Consider the following 21,060-nt stretch of genomic DNA (forward strand, 5'->3'; position numbering starts at 1 on the left):
TTCAATGGTTAGCTCACCTCCATGTTTTTCCAATTATGATTCTTTAGTTTTTTGGCCATTCTCTTATATAAAAATTTATCCATTTTGAACCATTTGCCTAGAATGCCCTTATCCCGTAACCATTGTTTAAACCGAAGTTTAAATTCTAGATAATTGAGTCTCACCAAGGAGGAGATTGAATTTTTCTTGTAGAACACATCATAATGGAAATTGTAGATGTGATTTGACCATTTGGCCTTGAACACAGTTTCACCCATTAAGGTATCGAAAAACCTAAATTTATTGGCAATCAACCATTCAAGCAATATAACCATTCTAATGTCACCGAGTTGATATCTGTGATAATTTGAATCATAGCCATGAATGTAGCCGAAGCATATGTCTTCCAAACAAAATTCCAAAGAAATTGAGATAGGTTCATCATTTGCATAAATAACGGAAAGCAAAGCTTCATTTTTCAACAGCATCGGATAAATCATCTCAAAATAATGTTTCCAATCCAACAAATATCTGTTGTAGGTTTTCTTCTCATCAAACCTATTTTTCAACATGTGATAAAACCTATCGAACAAAAAGTCGTAGTGCTCCTTATCAATTTCTCCGCTATAAAATTTATAAACAACATTAAACCTACTTTCAAGCTGCCTTTTTCTGGTTCTGATATTTTTAATGGTTGATTTTCCCAAGTTTTCTTTTAAATAATCGGCAACATCAGTATACCCATCCAGATTGCACGCGAAACCTTTATATTGTCGTATTGGTTTCACTTTAAAATCCGAAAGTGAATCAACAGTTTCGGCCGTTAAGTATTCAGGAATATCCTTCTCAACGAAAAAAGCTCTCCTTCCAATGGATAATGGTTGAATTGGAGTTGTATCATATACTTTCCCCGTTATCTTGTTAGAGATGGGATTGGCATAAAATGGAGATAGGACTCTCCTTAAGAAAAGATTAAAAACAAACCCTGATTCGAGAATCATTAATCCTTTTTTTCTATTTAAAAATATGATGTACTTAGGGATATAAAGCATCCCCATTAAATCTAGGGTTTTCTATAAAAATAAACAGGAAAAAAAGTTGAAGGTCCATACATTTCGATGTATTATACCAGTTCGCAGATTTCTAATGCAATAAACTCAATTATTGGAAACGTAGGTGAGCTATTCTCTTACTTCCTGCGGCATAAGCCGTGGAATCGTTAAGAAAGCGTAGCGTAAAAAAGGGCTCTTCGCTTAGTTCCCGCCACGTTTCACCCCCATTAAATGAATATGAAATTCCCGTAAACCCAATGGCCACAAGTTCCTGACCTTCGGAATTGGGCACAAACTGTACACAACTCTTGTAGCCCGGTTCTTCACCATCAGCAATCAACTGCCATATTTGCCCGCCATCCGTGGTTTTTATTTTGTTGGCGACATTGGATTCAGGTTGGGTGTAATCGCCTCCAATGGCAAATCCAACTTGTTCATCAAAAAAGTCCATGGAATAGATCCCTTGGGTCGGTTCAGCAGAAATAATGGGAGTTTGTTGGATGGACCAAGTTGCACCTTTATCACCGGAGAAATACACGCGGCCGGCTGTGGTGCCTATCCAAACCTTATCCCCTTTCGTGACAATATTGCTGTTGCTGGCCGCGAAGGCCCCTTCCCCCTCAATACCCTGTGGAAGCTCTGAACAGCTTAATTTATCCCATGTTTTGCCTCCATCCCTAGTGATGATGATGGAAAGACAACCATCTACCGTATCACCCACGGCAATGCCTTCCAAATCGTTCCAAAAAGCCATGCTATCATAAAATACCCCCTCGCCCTTTTCGGTGTACACCAATTCCATTTTGCCCTGTTCCCCTGTTTTGTACAACAACGCCGGACTTTCCACAGAAAGCATAAAAAAATCTTCCGACGTACCGCCCACAGCCCTAAAACTTGGGGTGATGGAATCGTAATACTGCGTATTGGTTCGCACTTTATTGGAATTTACATCCACCGTTCCATATACCCCATTGCTACCAGCAAACGCCAAGGTTCTACCATCCAGAAACGTAATGGCCCGGATACTCACCGAATCCTCAAAAACAGGAGTTACCGTTACCGATTGAAACGGTTGCTCCTTGCGTTCTTCTGCGCAAGAAATAACAAGTAAGGCAACAAAAAAGGAAAGAATGGCTCTCATGGTATTTATTTTCCTCAAAAGTACGCAGAAATCATACCTTTGCAACCTTATTTAAGATGATGCGTTTACACAGAAACTTGGTATTTGCCGTAATTGATGCCCTCCATATGATTTTTAATGAAGGGGAATATGCCGATAAGGTGATTGAAAAAGTATTGCGCTACGATAAACGCTGGGGCTCCCGCGACCGTGGCTTTATTGCAGAGACCACCTATGAAATCGTTCGCTGGAAACGCCTTTACTCTGAAATTGCCGAAGTGCACGAGCCGTATAGCAGAGAGCATCTGTTCCGTTTGTTCGGGGTTTGGTGTGTGCTTCGCGGGATTCGCATCCCGGATTGGAAACAATTGGAAGGCACACCGGAGCGTCGCATAAAAGGTCGGTTCGATGAATTGTCCAAAATCCGAAAGTTCAGGGAATCCGTCCCGGATTGGATGGATGAATTGGGAGAAAAATCACTGGGCAGTGAGTTATGGACCAAAGAAATTGCAGCTCAAAATCAGCAAGCCGATGTCATTCTCCGCACCAACACCCTAAAAGTTCCCAAACCACAGCTGAAGAGCTTCTTGGCCAAGGAGGATATTGCCACTGAATTCATTGAAGGTTATCCTGATGCCCTAAAACTCGTAGAGCGCCAAAATGTGTTCGTTACCCAAGCCTTCAAGGATGGATTGTTTGAGGTTCAAGACGCTTCTTCCCAACTGGTTGCCCCCTTTTTGGAAGTGGAACCGGGCCAGCGGGTGATAGATGCCTGCGCCGGGGCGGGTGGTAAAACCCTTCACTTGGCAGCCCAAATGAAGAACAAAGGGCAATTGATCGCTTTGGACATTTATGAAAGTAAATTGAAAAAGCTGAAGAAAAGAGCACGTCGCAATGGGGTGCACAATATGGAAACCCGGGTCATCGATTCCAATAAGGTCATCAAAAAATTGCACAATAGCGCAGATCGATTACTACTGGATGCGCCCTGCTCTGGATTGGGGGTCATTAAGAGAAACCCTGACTCCAAATGGAAATTGGAACCCGAATTTGTGGAACGCATTATGGGCGTTCAGCAAGATATCCTCCAGAATTACAGCAAAATGGTCAAAAAAGGCGGACAGATGGTCTACGCCACCTGTTCCATTCTTCCACAAGAAAATTCCGAACAAGTCAAAACCTTTTTGGAGTCCGAAAATGGAAAGGATTTCGAGTTTGTGAAAGAGCAAAACATCTTTGCTTCGGAAACCGGTTTTGATGGGTTTTACATGGCTTTGTTGAAGAAAAAGGCATGATGAACGGCTGAATAACATGGATTACGCATCCAAAACGGAATGTCATGTTAGGTGTTGTTCGTCACTTCGAGTGGTTTTGACGAAGTCAAAATTGTATCGAGAAGTGATTTAAACTTTGCTCGGAAATGGATTGCTGAAAAAAGTTCTCGATAGTTCCCTCCGTAAACACTCGAACACACCAAACGGGAGCGTGAGAAACCTACAAGAACCAATTAGAAAATAAGATTTCTCAATCGCAACCATGTTGCTCATGTCGAAATGACCCTTGGACGGAATTTGTTCTTTGGAATTTATCATTCCAGCGCCCGCCTGCCAGGCGGGCGCTGGATATGACAAGTGATTTACTTATTGTTTCACCGTAGGGTATTCTACGCCCAACTGCTCCAAATAGGTATCGTACTTGGTTTCGTCATAGTAGAATTCCTCCAAAGCGGGCCTAAACATATCCTGCTTATCCTTGTTCAAATAGGTGGGCGGCATATCATCCGCAGCAATCATGGGCTCGTATTTGGTTTCCTTGGTCTGTTCATTGTTGAAATAGTCCCAAGCTTGGGTAAGCAATTCCGGTTTCAAGAGAAAGTCCATCACGGTCATGGCCTCCGCTTTGGCGCCGGCAGTTACCCCTTTGTGTGCAATGGGGGTCGCCATGGCAATGGCATTGGCCCAATGGTGACCTGGCAGTCCAGGAATGTTGGACGGAAAACGCATGGTAACCGTAGGCACTTTCCAAGATATATCCCCGATATCGTCCGAACCTCCACTCACGGGCTCCAAGACAGGCAGTCCAATTTCTGATAATTCAGTGGGCAAGCCCTCGATTTTTTTGGACTTCATTTCCGTTTGAACGGCCTTGGCCAGTTTTTGGTCAGCTTCAGACCAATTAGGAAGCCCCACTTGTTTGATATTTTCATACATGGTCTCGGCAATTACCTTATTAAAATGTCTTGGCCAGGCAGTTCCCAACACGCGGGAGCTCATGGTTGTACCCGTCATTAGAGCTGCACCTTTGGCGATATCGTTGGCTTCGGCATACATTTCCATAATGCCTTCGTAGGTGACGTCCCTAAAATAGAACCAAATGGCTGCTTTGGAAGGTACCACATTGGGCTGGTCGCCCGCATCGGTAAAAATGGAATGGGAACGCTTCAATGGGTGCAAATGCTCCCTTTTGTAGTTCCATCCAATATTCATCAACTCCGCGGCATCAAGGGCGCTACGACCTCGCCATGGAGCTCCGGCCGAATGTGCTGCTTCGCCTTCAAACAAATATTCCACAGAAATTAGGCCCGTACCACGGGTAGGTCCCCATGAAACGCTCAAATTGCTGCTCACATGGGTAAAAATGCACATATCGATATCATCAAAAAGACCATCACGCACATACCAAGCCTTGGCTGCGACCAATTCCTCGGCAATACCGGGCCAAACCACCAAGGTTCCACCTATACCTTCCCGCTCCATTACTTGCTTAACCGCTAAAGCGGAGGTGATGTTCAACGGAATCCCTGCATTATGGCCTTCACCATGCCCCGGGGCGCCTTCCACAATGGGTTTATGATAGGCCACACCTGGATACTGTGAGGCCTTTGGGATACAGTCTACGTCACTTCCCAAAGCAATCACGGGGCCTTCGCCGTTGCTCCACGTAGCAAACCATGCCGTGGGAATATTGGAAATGGAATGTTCAATGGTAAAACCATTTTCTTCCAAGATGCCCGTAAGGTATTTGGAGCTTTCCTCTTCTTGGAAACCGAGCTCCGCAAAACTGAAGATTTTGTCCACCATGACCTGTGTTTGCTTATGATTCGCTTCCACAAGGGCTTCCACTTCGGCCTTTAACTTTTTAATCTGACTTTTAGAGTATTTTTTTTGTGCTGTGGCAGTGATTATGCCTGCGAAAAGAAGTATCCCGCACAATAGGAGGTTGGTCGTTTTCATAAGGTCGGTTTTGAGTTAGCTATAATGCTCCTAAGATAGTGAAACAACTTTAATCTTTGCTTGCTGATGGACTATCAGAATACATTCCGAAGGATATTTTTGATCAAATGTTTGAAAAAATTCACCCAGTTGGGGTCATCATCCAGAAGCATCAAAAGAATACCTCCCAAAATCAATAGCAAAATGCTTGCAATGAACCGGTCCGAAAACTTCGTTTTTTTTATGGATTTCATGTCAATTTCGTTGAACCAAAATCAAACGTATGAAAATCAATGGGTTTTTGGCACAATGAATTGACGGATGCCCCTTTTGATCTGACGGATGCGCTATCAACAGCGGTTCGTTAACAAAACCCGCCGTTGGTATCTCGAATTACGCCGTAAAATCGTATTTTTGCACTTTCTTAAACCGTTCAACGCAAAGATTGTATGATCCATTTTTTTGGGGACAAGGCGACCAAGGTTTTTGCCGTCCAAACCGCTCAGGAAATCACTCAGGAAGACACGAACAAACTGACTTGGTTGTTTGGCAACCAGCCTAAGATCGAAGCGGCGTCACTCGACGCCTTTTTTGTTGGCCCACGTGCCGCTATGGTTACGCCATGGAGTACCAACGCTACCGAAATCACCCAAAACATGGGCATCTCGGGGATTATCCGAATTGAGGAATTCCGTGCTGTTTCAGCAGATTATACCGATTTTGACCCGATGCTCTCCCAAAAATACGCCAGTTTGGGCCAGGATATTTTCACCATCAACATTGTTCCTGAGCCTATTATGGAGATTGATGATATTGCAGCGTACAACGAAAAAGAAGGATTGGCGCTTAGCGAGGAAGAGGTGGCCTATCTGGAAGGATTGGCGAAGAAATTAGGACGCAAGTTGACGGATTCAGAGGTCTTTGGCTTCAGTCAGGTAAATTCCGAGCACTGCCGCCACAAGATTTTCAATGGCACTTTTGTGATTGATGGAGTTGAGAAACCTTCATCCTTGTTCAAGCTGATCAAAAAAACATCCGAAGCCAACCCCAACGATATTGTTTCGGCCTATAAAGACAACGTGGCCTTCATCAAAGGTCCAAAAGCTATTCAGTTTGCACCAAAAAGTGCGGACAAACCTGATTTTTACGAAGAAAAAGAATTTGATTCTGTTCTATCCCTAAAGGCGGAAACCCACAATTTCCCGACTACCGTAGAGCCCTTTAATGGTGCTGCAACAGGTTCTGGAGGGGAAATCAGGGACCGTTTAGCGGGTGGAAAAGGATCATTGCCTTTGGCGGGGACTGCGGTTTATATGACCTCCTACTCCCGTTTAGAAGAAAATCGTCCATGGGAAAAGGGAATGAAAGAGCGGGATTGGCTGTACCAAACCCCCATGGATATTTTAATCAAAGCCTCCAATGGGGCATCCGATTTTGGTAACAAATTCGGTCAACCATTGATTGCAGGTTCAGTGTTGACGTTTGAGCATGATGAGTCGAAAGATATCTCGACTGCGCTCGATAGGACACCCAGAAAGTTGGGCTTCGACAAAGTGATCATGATGGCGGGTGGTATCGGTTATGGAAAAACCGACCAAGCTTTAAAAAATACCCCAAGGAAAGGAGACAGAATAGTCGTTCTGGGTGGGGACAACTACCGTATCGGGATGGGCGGTGCTGCCGTATCCAGCGCAGATACTGGAGAATTCAGCTCCGCCATCGAATTGAACGCCGTGCAACGCTCCAACCCAGAAATGCAAAAAAGAGCTTCGAACGCTGTCCGAGGCTTGTTTGAAAGTCACGATAACCCCATTGTTTCCATTCACGATCACGGTGCAGGCGGACATTTGAACTGTCTCTCCGAATTGGTAGAGGAAACAGGAGGCACCATCGATACCGATAAATTGCCTGTGGGCGACCCTACCCTTTCCAAAAAGGAATTGATCGGCAATGAATCCCAAGAGCGAATGGGCTTGGTCATCGGAGACAAAGACCTAGACCTTTTGGACCGAATTTCGGCTCGGGAACGCTCCCCAATGTACAATGTGGGTGAAGTTACGGGCGACCATACCTTTAAATTCACCTCAGGGACCACGGGCGAAACCCCAATGAATTTGGAACTTTCCGATATGTTCGGGAGTTCGCCAAAAACCATCATGGCGGACAAGACCTCCCAACAAAAATATCCGGTTCTTGCCTACTCCTTGGAGCATTTCCATGAGTATTTGGAGCAAGTATTGCAATTGGAGGCCGTCGCCTGCAAGGATTGGTTGACCAACAAGGTGGACCGTTGTGTGGGCGGACGTGTGGCAAAGCAGCAATGTGCGGGACCATTGCAGTTGCCCTTAAACAATTGTGGTGTGATGGCACTCGATTTTAAAGGAAAGGAAGGTATTGCCACCAGTATTGGTCACTCCCCCATTTCTGCGTTGATTGACCCGGTGGCAGGAAGCAGAAACAGCGTAGCGGAATCCTTGACCAATATTGTTTGGGCACCTTTACAGAATGGTCTTACATCTGTTTCCCTATCCGCAAACTGGATGTGGCCCTGCAGAAACGAAGGTGAGGATGCCCGTTTGTATGCCGCGGTCGAATCCTTATCGCAATTTGCCATCGATTTGGGCATCAATGTACCCACTGGAAAGGATTCCCTCTCCATGAAACAAAAATATAAGGATGGGGAAGTATTGTCCCCGGGGACGGTCATAATCTCCGCTGCGGCCCATTGCGACAACATCAACCAAGTGGTAGAGCCTGTGTTGCAAAAGAATGGCGGTGACATTTATTACATCAACCTATCCAAGGACAGCCATAAATTAGGGGGTTCATCGTTCGCCCAAATTTTGAACGGAATTGGCGATGAAGCACCTTCTGTTCTGGATGCCAACTACTTTAAGAGTGCTTTCAACACCTTGCAAAAGCTTATTAAAAACGGTCAGGTTTTGGCTGGTCACGATGTAGCCTCAGGTGGTTTGATTACCACCCTGTTGGAACTTTGCTTTGCAGATACTGATTTGGGAGCTGATTTGGATTTGTCCAGTTTGGGCGAAGCTGACATCATCAAACTTCTGTTCTCAGAAAACAGTGGTGTGGTGTTCCAAGCCAAAGATGATTCGGTGGAAAATGAATTGAAAGCTGAAGGTATTGAATTTACCAAAATCGGTACGCCAACATCGGAAAGTACCTTGAACATCAAAAACAACGGCGTTGAAATTGGACTGAACATTACTTCTTTGAGGGATACTTGGTTCAAAACCTCCTACCTGTTGGACAATAAACAAACCGCCAATGGTTTGGCCAAAAATCGCTACGACAATTATAAAGAGCAGCCGCTCCAATATGTTTTTCCAAAAGGTTTTGACGGAAAACTTTCGAGGGCTGAGCGGAGTCGAAGCCCCCGACCAAAAGCGGCCATCCTTCGGGAAAAAGGAAGCAATTCCGAGCGCGAAATGGCCAACGCTATGTACTTGGCCGGCTTTGATGTGAAGGATGTGCACATGACAGACCTTATCACGGGGAGGGAAACTTTGGAGGATATCCAATTTATCGGTGCCGTGGGCGGTTTCTCCAACTCCGATGTATTGGGGAGCGCCAAAGGATGGGCTGGTGCCTTTAAATACAATGAAAAGGCCAACAAAGCCCTTAAAGATTTCTTTGCGAGACCTGATACGCTGTCGGTGGGAATCTGCAATGGTTGCCAATTGTTCATGGAGCTGGACCTCATCAACCCGGAACACGGAACCCATGGTAGAATGACCTACAATGATTCGCATAAACACGAAAGCAACTTCACCTCTGTCAAAATCCAAGAAAACAATTCGGTGATGCTGTCCAATTTGGCGGGGACTACCTTGGGTGTCTGGATAAGCCATGGTGAAGGCAAGTTCAGTTTGCCTCATGCAGAGGACCAATATCACATTGTGGCCAAATATGGCTACGAGGGCTACCCGGCGAATCCTAACGGAAGTGATTACAACACGGCCATGCTTTGCGACAAAACAGGTAGGCACTTGGTGACCATGCCCCATATTGAACGGTCTACCTTCCCGTGGAATTGGGCGCACTATCCAAAGGATAGAACGGATGTGGTGTCACCTTGGCTTCAAGCATTTGTAAATGCTAGGGTGTGGCTAGAGAGCTTGGAAGATTAAAAATCCACAGGGTTACTTTCGGCAATAAATTGGGAAATTGGTAAAATTTACCTTAGGTAATTGTTAAATCTGTTTCATTCTTAAAGTCTGATTTGCTATTTTGCAAACGCTTTACACAAACTTACTATGCAAACTGTTACCCGATTATTTGATTTCCCATACTATCAACTTGAGAAGTATCCCTTAGCAAAATCATTGGTCACCAAAAGTGACGGTAAATGGATAGCGACCTCCACACAGGAATATGTGGATAAGGCCAATGCGGTCAGCCGCGCTTTGCTCCGGATGGGCATTAAACCCAACGACAAGGTTGCCATCATTTCTATGACCAATCGAACGGAATGGAACATTATTGATATTGGCATTCTTCAAATCGGGGCACAGAACGTACCTATTTATCCCACCATTTCCGAAGATGATTATGAGTACATTTTGAACCATTCAGAGGCTAGGTTATGCTTTGTCTCCTGCGAAGAGGTTTTTGAAAAGGTAAAGTCCATCCAATCCAAGGCAAAAAATTTGAAGGAAGTCTTTTCTTTTGATGAACTGAAGGATTGCAAAAATTGGAAAGAAGTCCTTGACATGGGAAGTGATACCTCCAATCAGGATGAAGTGGAAGCATTGAAGAAGGCCGTTAAGGCCGAAGATTTGGCCACCTTGATTTATACTTCGGGAACTACGGGTAGACCAAAGGGCGTAATGCTCTCCCACAATAATATTGTATCCAATGTAATATCGAGCGAAGTGAGGGTACCTTTTGAAACTGGGGGCACCGCGTTGAGCTTTTTGCCCGTTTGTCACATTTTTGAGCGAATGATTCTTTACCTATACCAATATTGCGGTATTGAGATTCACTTTGCCGAGGGTCTGGATAAGATCAGTGACAACGTAAAAGAAGTAAAACCGGATGTGATGACCGTAGTGCCCCGACTTTTGGAAAAGGTTTACGACGCCATTATTGCAAAAGGGGCAGCACTTACCGGAATCAAAAAGAAATTGTTTTTCTGGGCCGTGGAAACCGGGCTTAAATTTGAGCCTTACGGTGCCAATGGTTGGTGGTACGAAAAGAAATTGGGACTGGCCCGCAAACTTATTTTCAGCAAATGGAAAGAAGGTTTGGGCGGCAACCTATCGGTAATGGTTTCTGGAAGCGCAGCCCTGCAAGCTCGCTTAGCGAGGGTTTTTGCAGCAGCGGATATGCCCGTCATGGAAGGCTACGGACTCACCGAGACATCGCCCGTAATTGCCGTGAACGATCAGCGCAACAAAGGTTGGAAGATAGGCACGGTTGGAAAAATTATTGATGGTGTGGAAGTGAAAATAGCGGAAGACGGTGAAATCCTATGCAAGGGGCCCAATGTGATGATGGGCTACTACAAAGATCCTGAAAAAACAGCCGAAGTGATGACCGGGGAGTATTTCCATACCGGGGATATCGGTGAGATAGATACCGAAGGCTTTTTGCGCATCACAGACCGTAAAAAAGAGATGTTCAAAACTTCTGGCGGTAAATATGTAGCTCCACAATTATTGGAAAACCGATTTAAACAATCCCGTTTTATAGAGCAAATCATGGTGGTAGGCGAAGGCGAAAAAATGCCTGCTGCCCTTATACAGCCCAATTTTGGCTTTGTCAAGGAATGGGCCAAGCGGCATAAATTGGAGCTGGGTTCCAATGCTGACATTGTGAAAAATGAAAAGGTCATCGAACGTTTCCAAGAAGAAGTGGATTGGGCCAACCAAGAGTTTGCCAAATGGGAAAAGGTAAAGCAATTTAGGCTCACCCCCGATGTTTGGACCGTGGAAGACGGACACCTAACCCCAACCATGAAGCTCAAGCGTAAGCCTATTAAGGAAATGTACCTCGAACTTTACAACGATATCTACGGGCATTGATTAGTTAGCAGTGAGCAATAATTACTGATTAACTGTCATTTCGAACGAATGTGAGAAATCTCAAGTACCGTGAATATATTCAATAAAGAAGGTTCCAAAAACGACTGTCGTTCTGAACGTCCCGAAAACTATCGGGATGAGGAATCTCTCAAAGCATAGTTGCCAGTAATAAAAAAAACCAACGGAAATCCGTTGGTTTTTTAAATTCTATTAAAATTTTACTGACATGCCACAAAATTAGGGTCATTGGCAACTTCCCATTGAAGATTCTCTTTCAGCTTAGTATAAGCATCAAGTGATTCATTTGTATCACAAATGGAAAGACCGTCAATCCCAAAAGGAACATCTGTGGATGTACTAGGATTATTGGCCCAACCGATAATAGTTGTACTAAGATTTACTGGGGATATACCGCTATTGTTAAACATTCCAAATGCAAATTTTAAACTTTCAAGGTTCCAATTTTCTAAATCTTGATCAAATTTTGGAGCTTCTAAGAACATTATGGTCATATCATCTACCTGACTAACATCCCATCCGCCTATATCAGCATTAAAAGATTGTGCATATGCAAACATACCTTGCATATCAGTAACGTTGCCGACATTCCAACCTCCGATATCAGCATTAAAAGATTGTGCATTTGCAAACATACTTCCCATATCGGTTACATTGTCCACCTCCCAGTTACTAATATTTGCATTGAATAATATTGCATTGGAGAACATACTATTCATATTGGTGACATTTACCACATTCCAATTACTTATATCTGAATTAAATGATTCGGCTTGTGTAAACATCCAAGACATATCGATCACATTGTCAACCTTCCAACTACTGAGGTCTGCATTAAATGAAGTTGCCCCGAAGAACATAGAAGCCATATTCGTGACATTGCTGACATTCCAATCACTCAAATCCGAATTGAAAACTTCTGCCCTTCTAAACATTCCAGACATATCAGTTACTTTGCTTACATCCCATTTGCTAAGGTCTGAGTTAAATGACATGGCGTCTCCAAACATCCCCGACATATCAGTCACGTTGCTAACATCCCAATTGCTAAGGTCGGAAGTAAATTCACGGGCGTTGGCAAACATGGCACTCATATTAGTTATATTGCTCACATCCCAATTACTTAAATCAGCATTAAATACTGATTGTTGGTTATAGTCCAATTCTACCAAATTACCAGTAAGAAACATTCCAGAAAGATCCTGAACATTTTGTAGGTCAGGCACATCCTCGGCATGATATTCAAGATTCGGGCAGAATGCAAATGCGTACTTCAGACTTTTCCACTCAATTGAACCCCATTGCTCAATACCGACCAAACTTTCCCAAACATTTATTACCTGTGATTGTAAATATGGATTTAGGGTACCCATACTTATTGCCGGGAAATTACCTTGGATTGCGACTTTGTAAATACCTGGTTGTGAATAAATATGACTAGGGTTTTGTGTAGTTAAATTTTCTTGGACACCATCTCCCCAGTCTATTGTATAATTGTATTCATAATCCATGTTCGTACCTACCATTATCTCAAAATTACTTTCTGGAATATTCCATAAAGTCACAAATGAATCCGGTTCCTCTGCTAAAGATTCTATAACGTTCTCCACTTTTATGGTTATGTCCGCCTCCTTTTGATCTTGCCCATCAGTAACGGAAACAACGATTTGATGCTGTGCTTTAACTGAAAAGTCTAACGATTTCCCCGAAGCCAAACTTAAACTCCCGGAATTGCTAATCTCAAATAAATTGTTGTCATTGGTACTAATACTAAATGTCAACTCATCCTGGTCTGCATCGGTGGCTTTTACAGTTCCGATGGTTATAGCATCTGAAATATCCTCGGCCACAGTAAAAGTTTGTGCCTCAGTTTTGGGAGCATTGTTCTTTGCCGGTTCCGGACTTTCATCTTTGCCGCAAGACCACAGCAATCCAATCAAAATAATTGTGTAAAACAAATTCTTGGTGTTCATAAGTAAAATTTAGGTGAATAGATATGTGGACAATATCACACATTCATTTCATATTTTACCCCACGATCTGATCAATGCCCCTTTTGATCTGACGGATGAGCCTTCTCAGTCAATAATTGAATAAAAAATCATTTGCACTTAACCTAAATTTATTATGCATGCATAATAAATTTTTATATATTTGAGAACACCAAACCAGTTCCATGAAAGATTTGACCATTGATCACGCCCTTAGGGCTACTTGGCAAGCTGTCAGTAAAATGTACAACGAAGAGGCCAAAAACTATGGGCTCACCATGGCCATAGGCTTTACGCTGTTGAGCATTGATCCTAAAGGTGGGACTCCCAGTACCACCTTGGGACCAAAAATGGGGATGGAAGCGACCAGTTTGTCCAGGATATTGAAAAATATTGAAGAGAAAGGATACATACAACGAAAACGTAACCCGAATGATGGACGTGGAGTCCTAATTTACTTGACCCCGCTGGGGCTTGAAAAAAGGGAAGAGTCCAAAGAAGTGGTACTGCGTTTTAACAAGGTTGTCAAAGAACATACCTCGCAAGAGGACCTATCGGGTTTCTTTAAAGTTATAGAAACCATCAACAAACTCATTTCAGACAAGAAAATCTATCTAAAAACAACTAATAATTAAATTTCAAACGCGCACATGAAAAGGCATATAAACAAAGTTGCCGTAATCGGTTCCGGAATTATGGGAAGTGGCATAGCGTGCCATTTTGCGAACATCGGGGTCGAGGTATTGCTCTTGGACATTGTTCCCCGTGAACTCAACGACCAAGAAAAGGCCAAAGGACTTACCTTGGAAGATAAGGTGGTCCGTAATCGATTGGTAAATGATTCCTTGGCTTCCGCCCTCAAATCCAAACCCTCCCCTATTTACCATAAAAAATTTGCAGATCGTATCTCTACCGGGAATTTGGAAGACGATATTTCCAAAGTAGCGGATGTAGATTGGATCATCGAGGTGGTCGTGGAACGGTTGGACATTAAAAAACAGGTATTCGAAACCTTAGATAAGCATCGTACACCGGGAACGCTTATTACCTCCAACACTTCGGGAATCCCGATTCGATTCATGAGCGAAGGAAGAAGCGAGGATTTCCAAAAACACTTCTGCGGCACCCACTTTTTCAATCCCGCGCGTTACCTTAAACTTTTCGAAATCATACCTGGACCAAAAACATCGGCCGATGTATTGGAGTTCTTAAATGGGTATGGGGAACAATTCTTGGGCAAAACCTCAGTGATCGCCAAGGACACCCCAGCTTTTATCGGTAACCGAATCGGAATATTCAGTATACAAAGTCTGTTCCATGCCGTTAAGGAAATGGGCATGACGGTGGAGGAAGTGGATAAGCTGACAGGTCCAGTTATTGGTCGACCCAAATCCGCCACCTTCCGTACGGTTGATGTAGTTGGACTCGACACTCTTGTGCACGTAGCAAATGGTATCAGTGAAAACTGCAAGGACGATGAACGTCATGAACTGTTCCAGCTGCCCGATTTTATCCAAACCATGATGGATAACCAATGGTTGGGCAGTAAATCCGGACAAGGATTCTACAAAAAGGTAAAAGGAGACAATGGCAAGAGTGAAATCCTGACCTTGGATTTGGATACCATGGATTACCGTTCCAAAAAGAGTGCAAAATTTGCAACCTTGGAACTCACCAAGACCATTGATAAGGTCATAGACCGTTTTCCCGTATTGGTAGATGGTAAGGACAAGGCCGGAGAATTCTATCGTAAGAGCTTTGGCGCTTTATTTGCTTACGTGACCCACCGTATTCCAGAAATTACGGACGAATTATACAAAATAGATGACGCCATGAAAGCCGGCTTTGGTTGGGAACACGGGCCATTCCAAATTTGGGATGCTGTGGGACTCGACAAAGGTTTGGAATTTATCAAGGCAGAAGGTCTGGAAGCAGCCCCTTGGGTGGCGGAGATGAAAGCAGCGGGAATGGATTCCTTCTACACCGTTAAAGAAGGTGACACCTATTTCTACGATATTCCTAAGAAGACTATGGAGAAAGTTCCAGGTCAGGATGCCTTTATTATTTTGGACAACATCCGAAAAACCAAGGAGGTCTTTAAAAATAGCGGTGTGGTTATCGAGGATTTGGGTGATGGCATCCTAAACTGTGAATTCCAGTCCAAAATGAACACCATTGGCGGCGACGTACTCGCCGGTTTGAACAAAGCCGTAGACCTTGCCGAAAAGGATTTTGCAGGTTTGGTTATCGGAAACCAAGCGGCCAATTTCTCTGTTGGCGCCAACATCGGAATGATTTTTATGATGGCTGTGGAACAGGAATACGATGAGCTCAACATGGCTATCAAAATGTTCCAAGATACGATGATGCGCATGCGCTACAGTTCCATTCCAACCGTAGCTGCTCCACACGGTATGTGCTTGGGAGGAGGCTGCGAACTTTCGCTTCATGCTGATAAGGTAGTGGCCGCGGCCGAAACCTATATTGGATTAGTGGAATTTGGTGTGGGCGTGATTCCAGGCGGTGGCGGTTCCAAAGAAATGGCGCTCCGTGCATCGGATACCTTCCGAAAAAATGATGTGGAGCTCAATGTGCTTCAGGAGTATTTCTTGACCATCGGTATGGCCAAAGTATCTACCTCAGCCTACGAAGCCTTCGATTTGGGTATCCTTCAAAAAGGAAAAGACGTAGTTGTGGTCAATAAAGACCGTCAGATAGCAACAGCAAAAGCCTATGCAAAAATCATGGCAGATGCAGGTTATACCAAACCCGTGAAGCGCAAGGATGTCAAAGTGCTTGGAAAACAAGCTTTAGGTATGTTCTTGGTAGGTACCGACTCTATGGAAGCGGGACACTACATTTCGGAACACGACAAAAAGATTGCCGATAAATTGGCCTACGTCATGGCTGGCGGCGACCTCTCCGAAGCGACAATGGTAAGCGAACAATATCTTTTGGATTTGGAACGGGAAGCCTTTTTGTCCCTTTGTACCGAAAGAAAAACATTGGAACGCATCCAGCACATGTTGAAAACGGGGAAACCCTTGAGAAATTAGACACAAGAATCAAGACAAAAGAGCCAAGACCCAAAATCCTGACTCTTGGTTCTTGAATCTAAAAATCAAAAAGAAAGAATGAAAACAGCATATATAGTAAAAGGATATAGAACAGCCGTGGGCAAAGCGCCAAAGGGACTGTTCCGGTTTAAGCGACCTGACGAACTGGCCGCGGAGACCATCGAGTACATGATGAACGAGTTGCCCCAGCTCGACAAAAAGCGTATTGATGACGTTATCGTTGGAAATGCCATGCCCGAAGCCGAACAAGGTTTGAACATGGGACGGCTCATCTCACTGATGGGGTTGAATATCGAAGATGTCCCCGGGGTGACCGTGAATCGCTATTGCGCATCAGGGTTGGAGACCATTGGCATTGCTACGGCGAAAATCCAATCAGGAATGGCGGATTGCATCATTGCAGGTGGTGCAGAAAGCATGAGCTACATACCCATGGGAGGTTACAAACCTACCCCGGATTATGCTACTGCTAAGGCAGGCCACGAGGACTACTACTGGGGCATGGGACTTACAGCCGAAGCTGTGGCCCAGCAATTCAAAGTTTCCCGTGAAGACCAAGACGAATTCGCCTTCAACTCCCATATGAAAGCGCTGAAAGCACAGGAGGAAAATCGTTTTCAGGACCAAATCGTGCCCATTGAGGTTGAACACACCTTTGTGAACGAGGCAGGAAAGAAAGAGACAAAGACCTACACGGTCAACAAAGATGAAGGTCCAAGGAAAGGCACTAACATACCGACCTTGAACAAATTGAGACCCGTGTTTGCCGAAGGTGGAAGCGTTACGGCAGGTAATTCATCCCAAATGAGTGATGGTGCTGCCTTTGTAATGGTGATGAGCGAAGAAATGGTAAAAGAGCTGAATCTAGAACCCGTTGCACGTTTAGTGAATTATGCCGCTGCAGGTGTGGAACCAAGGATTATGGGAATTGGCCCCGTAAAAGCTATTCCAAAGGCCCTAAAACAGGCTGGATTGAAACAAGACCAAATAGACCTTATCGAATTGAACGAAGCCTTCGCTTCACAATCCTTGGCGGTAATTCGTGAATTGGGACTCAACCAAGACATCGTAAACGTTAACGGTGGAGCCATAGCACTAGGTCATCCCCTTGGTTGTACTGGAGCCAAATTATCCGTTCAACTTTTTGATGAGATGCGAAAACGCGACATGAAAGGAAAGTATGGTATGGTAACCATGTGCGTGGGTACTGGCCAAGGAGCGGCGGGAATATTTGAGTTTCTTTCTTAAGGTTAAAGAAAAAAGACTACAGAAAAGAGATGTTCCAAATGAAAAGGCATAACTATAAAAACTTGAAAATCTGGTCGCTTGGATTGGAAATTGCAAATGACATTTCTGATTTGCTCATTCATTTCCCTAAACACGAAAGATATGACCTAAGTTCCCAGATAAGTAGATGCTCCGTGTCCATGCCGAGCAATATAGCTGAAGGATCTGCGAGAACGGACAAATCTTTTAAGTATTTCATAGATATTGCTTTGGGATCCTCCTTTGAATTAGGAACACAGCTTTTGGTTGCAAAACATAGAAAATATATTAATACTGAAATTTTAAAAACACTTGAAGATAAAATTGAAGAATGGCAAAAGATGACCATGGGTTTTCAAAACGGGTTGGAATAGGTCTTTCCTCTATTTTCTATCTTCTTTAATCATTAACAAAAATGGAAACAGCAGAAAAAGACATACTGAGAGGCGGTCAATTTTTGGTCAAAGAGACCAAATGTGAGGACGTTTTTACCCTTGAAGACCTCAATGAAGAGCAAAAGATGATGCGCGAAAGCACCAAGGAGTTCGTAGACAGAGAGCTATGGGCACACTGGGAGCGTTTTGAGAAAAAAGACTACGCCTACACCGAAGAATGCATGCGAAAAGCAGGTGAGCTAGGTCTGCTGAGCGTAGCCGTACCAGAATCCTATGGTGGTATGGGAATGGGCTTTGTGTCCACCATGTTGGTGTGTGACTATATTTCTGGGGCCACAGGGTCATTCAGCACAGCATTTGGAGCGCACACCGGAATCGGGACTATGCCAATAACCCTATATGGAACAGAGGAGCAAAAACAAAAATACGTTCCCAAATTGGCCAGCGGTGAGTGGTTTGGCGCCTATTGCTTAACAGAACCAGGAGCAGGTTCGGATGCCAACTCCGGTAAAACCAAAGCTGTTCTTTCAGAAGATGGGAAGTATTACAGCATTACAGGACAAAAAATGTGGATTTCCAACGCAGGCTTCTGCAATCTGTTCATTGTATTTGCGCGTATTGAAGATGACAAAAACATCACGGGCTTTATTGTTGAAAACGATCCAAGCAATGGCATCAGCTTGGGTGATGAGGAAAAGAAATTAGGTATCCACTCCTCCTCTACCCGACAAGTGTTCTTCAACGAGACCAAAGTACCGGTGGAAAATATGCTTTCCGAGAGAGGCAATGGATTCAAAATCGCCATGAACGCCTTAAATGTAGGTCGTATCAAATTGGCTGCCGCTTGTTTGGAAGCCCAACGTCGTGTGATCAACGAGGCTACGAAATATGCCAATGAGCGTGTTCAGTTCAAAACACCGATCATCAATTTTGGAGCCATAAAGGCAAAAATTGCCGATATGGCCACCAACGCTTATGTGGATGAAGCTGCATGCTACCGTGCCGCCAAAAATATCGAAGATAGAATCGCCATTCGCGAAGCCAGCGGTAACTCCCATCAAGAGGCGGAATTGAAAGGTGTAGAGGAATACGCCATTGAATGCTCTATTTTGAAAGTAGCCGTTTCAGAGCACGTGCAACATACTACGGATGAAGGCATCCAAGTTTTTGGAGGTATGGGCTTTAGCGCTGATACTCCAATGGAATCGGCATGGAGAGACGCTCGAATCTCTAGAATTTATGAAGGTACGAACGAAATCAACCGTATGCTTTCCGTAGGCATGTTGGTAAAAAAAGCCATGAAGGGCCATGTGGACCTTTTAGGGCCAGCCACTGCCGTGGGTGAAGAGTTGATGGGAATTCCATCTTTTGACACTCCTGATTTTTCAGAATTGTTGTCCGAAGAAAAGGACTTGATAGCTCGATTGAAGAAAGTATTCCTGATGGTCGCCGGTAGTGCTGTTCAAAAATTTGGACCCGACTTGGAAAAGCATCAGATGTTGTTGATGGCCGCTTCAGATATTTTGATTGAAATCTACATGGCCGAATCAGCCCTCCTTAGAACCGAGAAAAATGCAAAACGCTTCGGCGAAGAGGCACAAGCTACCCAAATCGCCATGTCCAAGCTGTATTTGTACAGGGCGGTGGACACCATCCAACAAAAGGCCAAGGAAGCCATTGTATCCTTTGCCGAAGGCGATGAGCAGCGCATGATGTTAATGGGACTTAAAAGATTCACGAAGTACGCTAACCAGCCCAATGTGGTAAAACTTAGAACGCAGATTGCGGACAAAGTGGCCGCTGACAATGGGTATACCTTTGACTAATTCCAATAATCATGGGGGAATAAACCCTCCAAGATTTGAAAACGCCCCGGTCGGGGCGTTTTTTTTGTGACCACCGCTGAATAAATTGCCCTTCATTTTCCAATTCATCAGGGGGAACAGCAACTTAATTCCAGATATCTATTTCGACATGTGCTTTGTGCGTTGAAAACAGTATTTGGGTCTCCGGAAACGCAAACTGAAAAAATGTTTGTGCTCTCTTGTATTTTCTGTCAAATCTTTTCTAAAATGATGTAACAATTTCATTATTTTTAATACTAATCATTACAACATAAAAACTTAAAAATGAAAGCGTTAAAATTAACCATTACACTTATCGCTGTTGCCCTGGCCATGCCGCTTCAGGCGCAAACTGCGGATGAAATCATTGAAAATTATTTTGAGAACACGGGTGGACTCGACAATTGGAAAAATTTAGAGGGCATCAAAATGACCGCCAAAGTGAACCAAGGCGGTATGGAAATTCCTTTGGAAATCTATAATCTAAAAGATGGTCGCCAAATGACGAAAATTACCTTTCAGGGTAAGGAAATCAAACAAGGAGTATTTGATGGAGAAACGCTCTGGAGCCATAATTTTATGACCATGAAAGCGGAAAAATCGGATGCTGAGGAAACCTCCAATTTTAAACTGAACACCAACGACTTTCCCGATTCCTTTATTGACTACAAAGAAAAAGGGTACACCGTTGAGCTTCTTGGCACCGAAACTATCGATGGAACGGAGACCTTCAAGATAAAATTGGTTAAAGAACCCATTACCATTGATGGTACGCAACAGGATGATGTTTCGTATTACTTTTTTGACAAGGATAATTTTGTGCCCATCGCAATGCAGTCCGAAATTAAATCAGGACCAGCTAAAGGACAGGTTAGCGAGGTAACCATGAGCGATTATCAAGAAGTAAATGGCATGTACTTTCCGTTTTCCATGACACAGGGCGTAAAGGATGGTCAAGCGCAGCCTATCACCATTGACAGCATCGAACTCAACCCTGCCATTGCAGATACTGAATTTGCTTTCCCAGATGAAGTGGGCGAGACTGAAAAAAAATAAAAT

At 43.9% G+C, this 21,060-nt stretch carries 14 protein-coding genes; 9 read left to right on the forward strand and 5 right to left on the reverse strand.

Annotated elements, in window-relative coordinates:
- Positions 1–8 precede the first annotated feature (8 nt).
- Entirely contained in the window at positions 9–980 is a 972-nt protein-coding gene (locus ABNE31_RS13245; RefSeq protein WP_349351479.1) for a GNAT family N-acetyltransferase, read from the reverse strand.
- A gap of 160 nt (positions 981–1,140) precedes the next feature.
- Positions 1,141–2,172, reverse strand: a complete 1,032-nt coding sequence (locus ABNE31_RS13250) for an oxidoreductase (RefSeq protein WP_349351480.1) — start codon at positions 2,170–2,172, stop codon at positions 1,141–1,143.
- A gap of 59 nt (positions 2,173–2,231) precedes the next feature.
- Between ABNE31_RS13250 and ABNE31_RS13255 the strand changes: the two genes are divergently transcribed.
- The gene (locus ABNE31_RS13255) at positions 2,232–3,446 is read left to right on the forward strand and encodes a methyltransferase domain-containing protein (protein ID WP_349353052.1); all 1,215 of its coding nucleotides are present in this window, start codon (positions 2,232–2,234) and stop codon (positions 3,444–3,446) included.
- A 345-nt stretch (positions 3,447–3,791) separates the two neighbouring features.
- Here ABNE31_RS13255 and ABNE31_RS13260 read toward each other — a convergent pair whose 3' ends face one another.
- Both ABNE31_RS13260 and ABNE31_RS13265 read right to left on the reverse strand, forming a co-directional pair.
- On the reverse strand, positions 3,792–5,384 hold the full coding sequence (locus ABNE31_RS13260) for an amidohydrolase (RefSeq protein ID WP_349351481.1): 1,593 nt from the start codon (positions 5,382–5,384) through the stop codon (positions 3,792–3,794).
- A 74-nt stretch (positions 5,385–5,458) separates the two neighbouring features.
- Complete coding sequence (locus ABNE31_RS13265; RefSeq protein WP_349351482.1) at positions 5,459–5,617, reverse strand: hypothetical protein; 159 nt, start codon at positions 5,615–5,617, stop codon at positions 5,459–5,461.
- Positions 5,618–5,812: 195 nt separating this feature from the next.
- Between ABNE31_RS13265 and purL the strand changes: the two genes are divergently transcribed.
- Both purL and ABNE31_RS13275 read left to right on the forward strand, forming a co-directional pair.
- The gene (purL, locus tag ABNE31_RS13270; RefSeq protein WP_349351483.1) at positions 5,813–9,514 is read left to right on the forward strand and encodes a phosphoribosylformylglycinamidine synthase; all 3,702 of its coding nucleotides are present in this window, start codon (positions 5,813–5,815) and stop codon (positions 9,512–9,514) included.
- A 126-nt stretch (positions 9,515–9,640) separates the two neighbouring features.
- Positions 9,641–11,410 (forward strand): long-chain fatty acid--CoA ligase, encoded by a 1,770-nt coding sequence (locus ABNE31_RS13275; protein ID WP_349351484.1) that lies wholly within the window; start codon positions 9,641–9,643, stop codon positions 11,408–11,410.
- Positions 11,411–11,628: 218 nt separating this feature from the next.
- Here ABNE31_RS13275 and ABNE31_RS13280 read toward each other — a convergent pair whose 3' ends face one another.
- Positions 11,629–13,401: a BspA family leucine-rich repeat surface protein gene (locus ABNE31_RS13280; protein ID WP_349351485.1), complete on the reverse strand. Its 1,773-nt coding sequence runs from the start codon at positions 13,399–13,401 to the stop codon at positions 11,629–11,631.
- Between the two features lie 203 nt (positions 13,402–13,604).
- Here ABNE31_RS13280 and ABNE31_RS13285 point away from each other — a divergent pair, with 203 nt between their 5' ends.
- The 6 genes from ABNE31_RS13285 to ABNE31_RS13310 all read left to right on the forward strand — a co-directional run bounded on the left by ABNE31_RS13285 (position 13,605) and on the right by ABNE31_RS13310 (position 21,057).
- A complete protein-coding gene (locus tag ABNE31_RS13285; protein WP_293282168.1) occupies positions 13,605–14,054 on the forward strand; it encodes a MarR family transcriptional regulator in 450 nt (149 codons plus the stop codon).
- A gap of 15 nt (positions 14,055–14,069) precedes the next feature.
- Positions 14,070–16,475 carry a 3-hydroxyacyl-CoA dehydrogenase NAD-binding domain-containing protein gene (locus tag ABNE31_RS13290; protein ID WP_349351486.1) on the forward strand — a complete coding sequence of 802 codons (2,406 nt, stop codon included), beginning with the start codon at positions 14,070–14,072 and terminating at the stop codon, positions 16,473–16,475.
- Between the two features lie 78 nt (positions 16,476–16,553).
- Positions 16,554–17,744, forward strand: coding sequence for an acetyl-CoA C-acyltransferase (locus ABNE31_RS13295; RefSeq protein WP_179384029.1), 1,191 nt, complete (start codon positions 16,554–16,556; stop codon positions 17,742–17,744).
- Positions 17,745–17,782: 38 nt separating this feature from the next.
- Positions 17,783–18,136 carry a four helix bundle protein gene (locus ABNE31_RS13300; RefSeq protein ID WP_179384030.1) on the forward strand — a complete coding sequence of 118 codons (354 nt, stop codon included), beginning with the start codon at positions 17,783–17,785 and terminating at the stop codon, positions 18,134–18,136.
- Between the two features lie 41 nt (positions 18,137–18,177).
- The gene (locus tag ABNE31_RS13305) at positions 18,178–19,983 is read left to right on the forward strand and encodes an acyl-CoA dehydrogenase family protein (RefSeq protein ID WP_293290606.1); all 1,806 of its coding nucleotides are present in this window, start codon (positions 18,178–18,180) and stop codon (positions 19,981–19,983) included.
- 303 nt (positions 19,984–20,286) lie between these two features.
- Positions 20,287–21,057, forward strand: a complete 771-nt coding sequence (locus tag ABNE31_RS13310; protein ID WP_179384032.1) for an outer membrane lipoprotein-sorting protein — start codon at positions 20,287–20,289, stop codon at positions 21,055–21,057.
- Positions 21,058–21,060 lie beyond the last annotated feature (3 nt).

It is taken from the genome of Flagellimonas sp. MMG031 (assembly GCF_040112705.1).
Lineage (GTDB): Bacteria > Bacteroidota > Bacteroidia > Flavobacteriales > Flavobacteriaceae > Flagellimonas.

Excerpts from the sequence above, each read along its gene's own strand:
- ABNE31_RS13280 (WP_349351485.1), bottom strand. The coding sequence starts at position 13,401 with ATGAACACCAAGAATTTGTTTTACACAATTATTTTGATTGGATTGCTG.
- ABNE31_RS13250 (WP_349351480.1), bottom strand. The coding sequence starts at position 2,172 with ATGAGAGCCATTCTTTCCTTTTTTGTTGCCTTACTTGTTATTTCTTGC.
- ABNE31_RS13290 (WP_349351486.1), top strand. The coding sequence starts at position 14,070 with ATGAAAAGGCATATAAACAAAGTTGCCGTAATCGGTTCCGGAATTATG.
- ABNE31_RS13260 (WP_349351481.1), bottom strand. The coding sequence starts at position 5,384 with ATGAAAACGACCAACCTCCTATTGTGCGGGATACTTCTTTTCGCAGGC.
- ABNE31_RS13285 (WP_293282168.1), top strand. The coding sequence starts at position 13,605 with ATGAAAGATTTGACCATTGATCACGCCCTTAGGGCTACTTGGCAAGCT.
- ABNE31_RS13245 (WP_349351479.1), bottom strand. The coding sequence starts at position 980 with ATGATTCTCGAATCAGGGTTTGTTTTTAATCTTTTCTTAAGGAGAGTC.
- purL (WP_349351483.1), top strand. The coding sequence starts at position 5,813 with ATGATCCATTTTTTTGGGGACAAGGCGACCAAGGTTTTTGCCGTCCAA.
- ABNE31_RS13275 (WP_349351484.1), top strand. The coding sequence starts at position 9,641 with ATGCAAACTGTTACCCGATTATTTGATTTCCCATACTATCAACTTGAG.
- ABNE31_RS13265 (WP_349351482.1), bottom strand. The coding sequence starts at position 5,617 with ATGAAATCCATAAAAAAAACGAAGTTTTCGGACCGGTTCATTGCAAGC.
- ABNE31_RS13295 (WP_179384029.1), top strand. The coding sequence starts at position 16,554 with ATGAAAACAGCATATATAGTAAAAGGATATAGAACAGCCGTGGGCAAA.
- ABNE31_RS13305 (WP_293290606.1), top strand. The coding sequence starts at position 18,178 with ATGGAAACAGCAGAAAAAGACATACTGAGAGGCGGTCAATTTTTGGTC.
- ABNE31_RS13300 (WP_179384030.1), top strand. The coding sequence starts at position 17,783 with ATGAAAAGGCATAACTATAAAAACTTGAAAATCTGGTCGCTTGGATTG.
- ABNE31_RS13255 (WP_349353052.1), top strand. The coding sequence starts at position 2,232 with ATGCGTTTACACAGAAACTTGGTATTTGCCGTAATTGATGCCCTCCAT.
- ABNE31_RS13310 (WP_179384032.1), top strand. The coding sequence starts at position 20,287 with ATGAAAGCGTTAAAATTAACCATTACACTTATCGCTGTTGCCCTGGCC.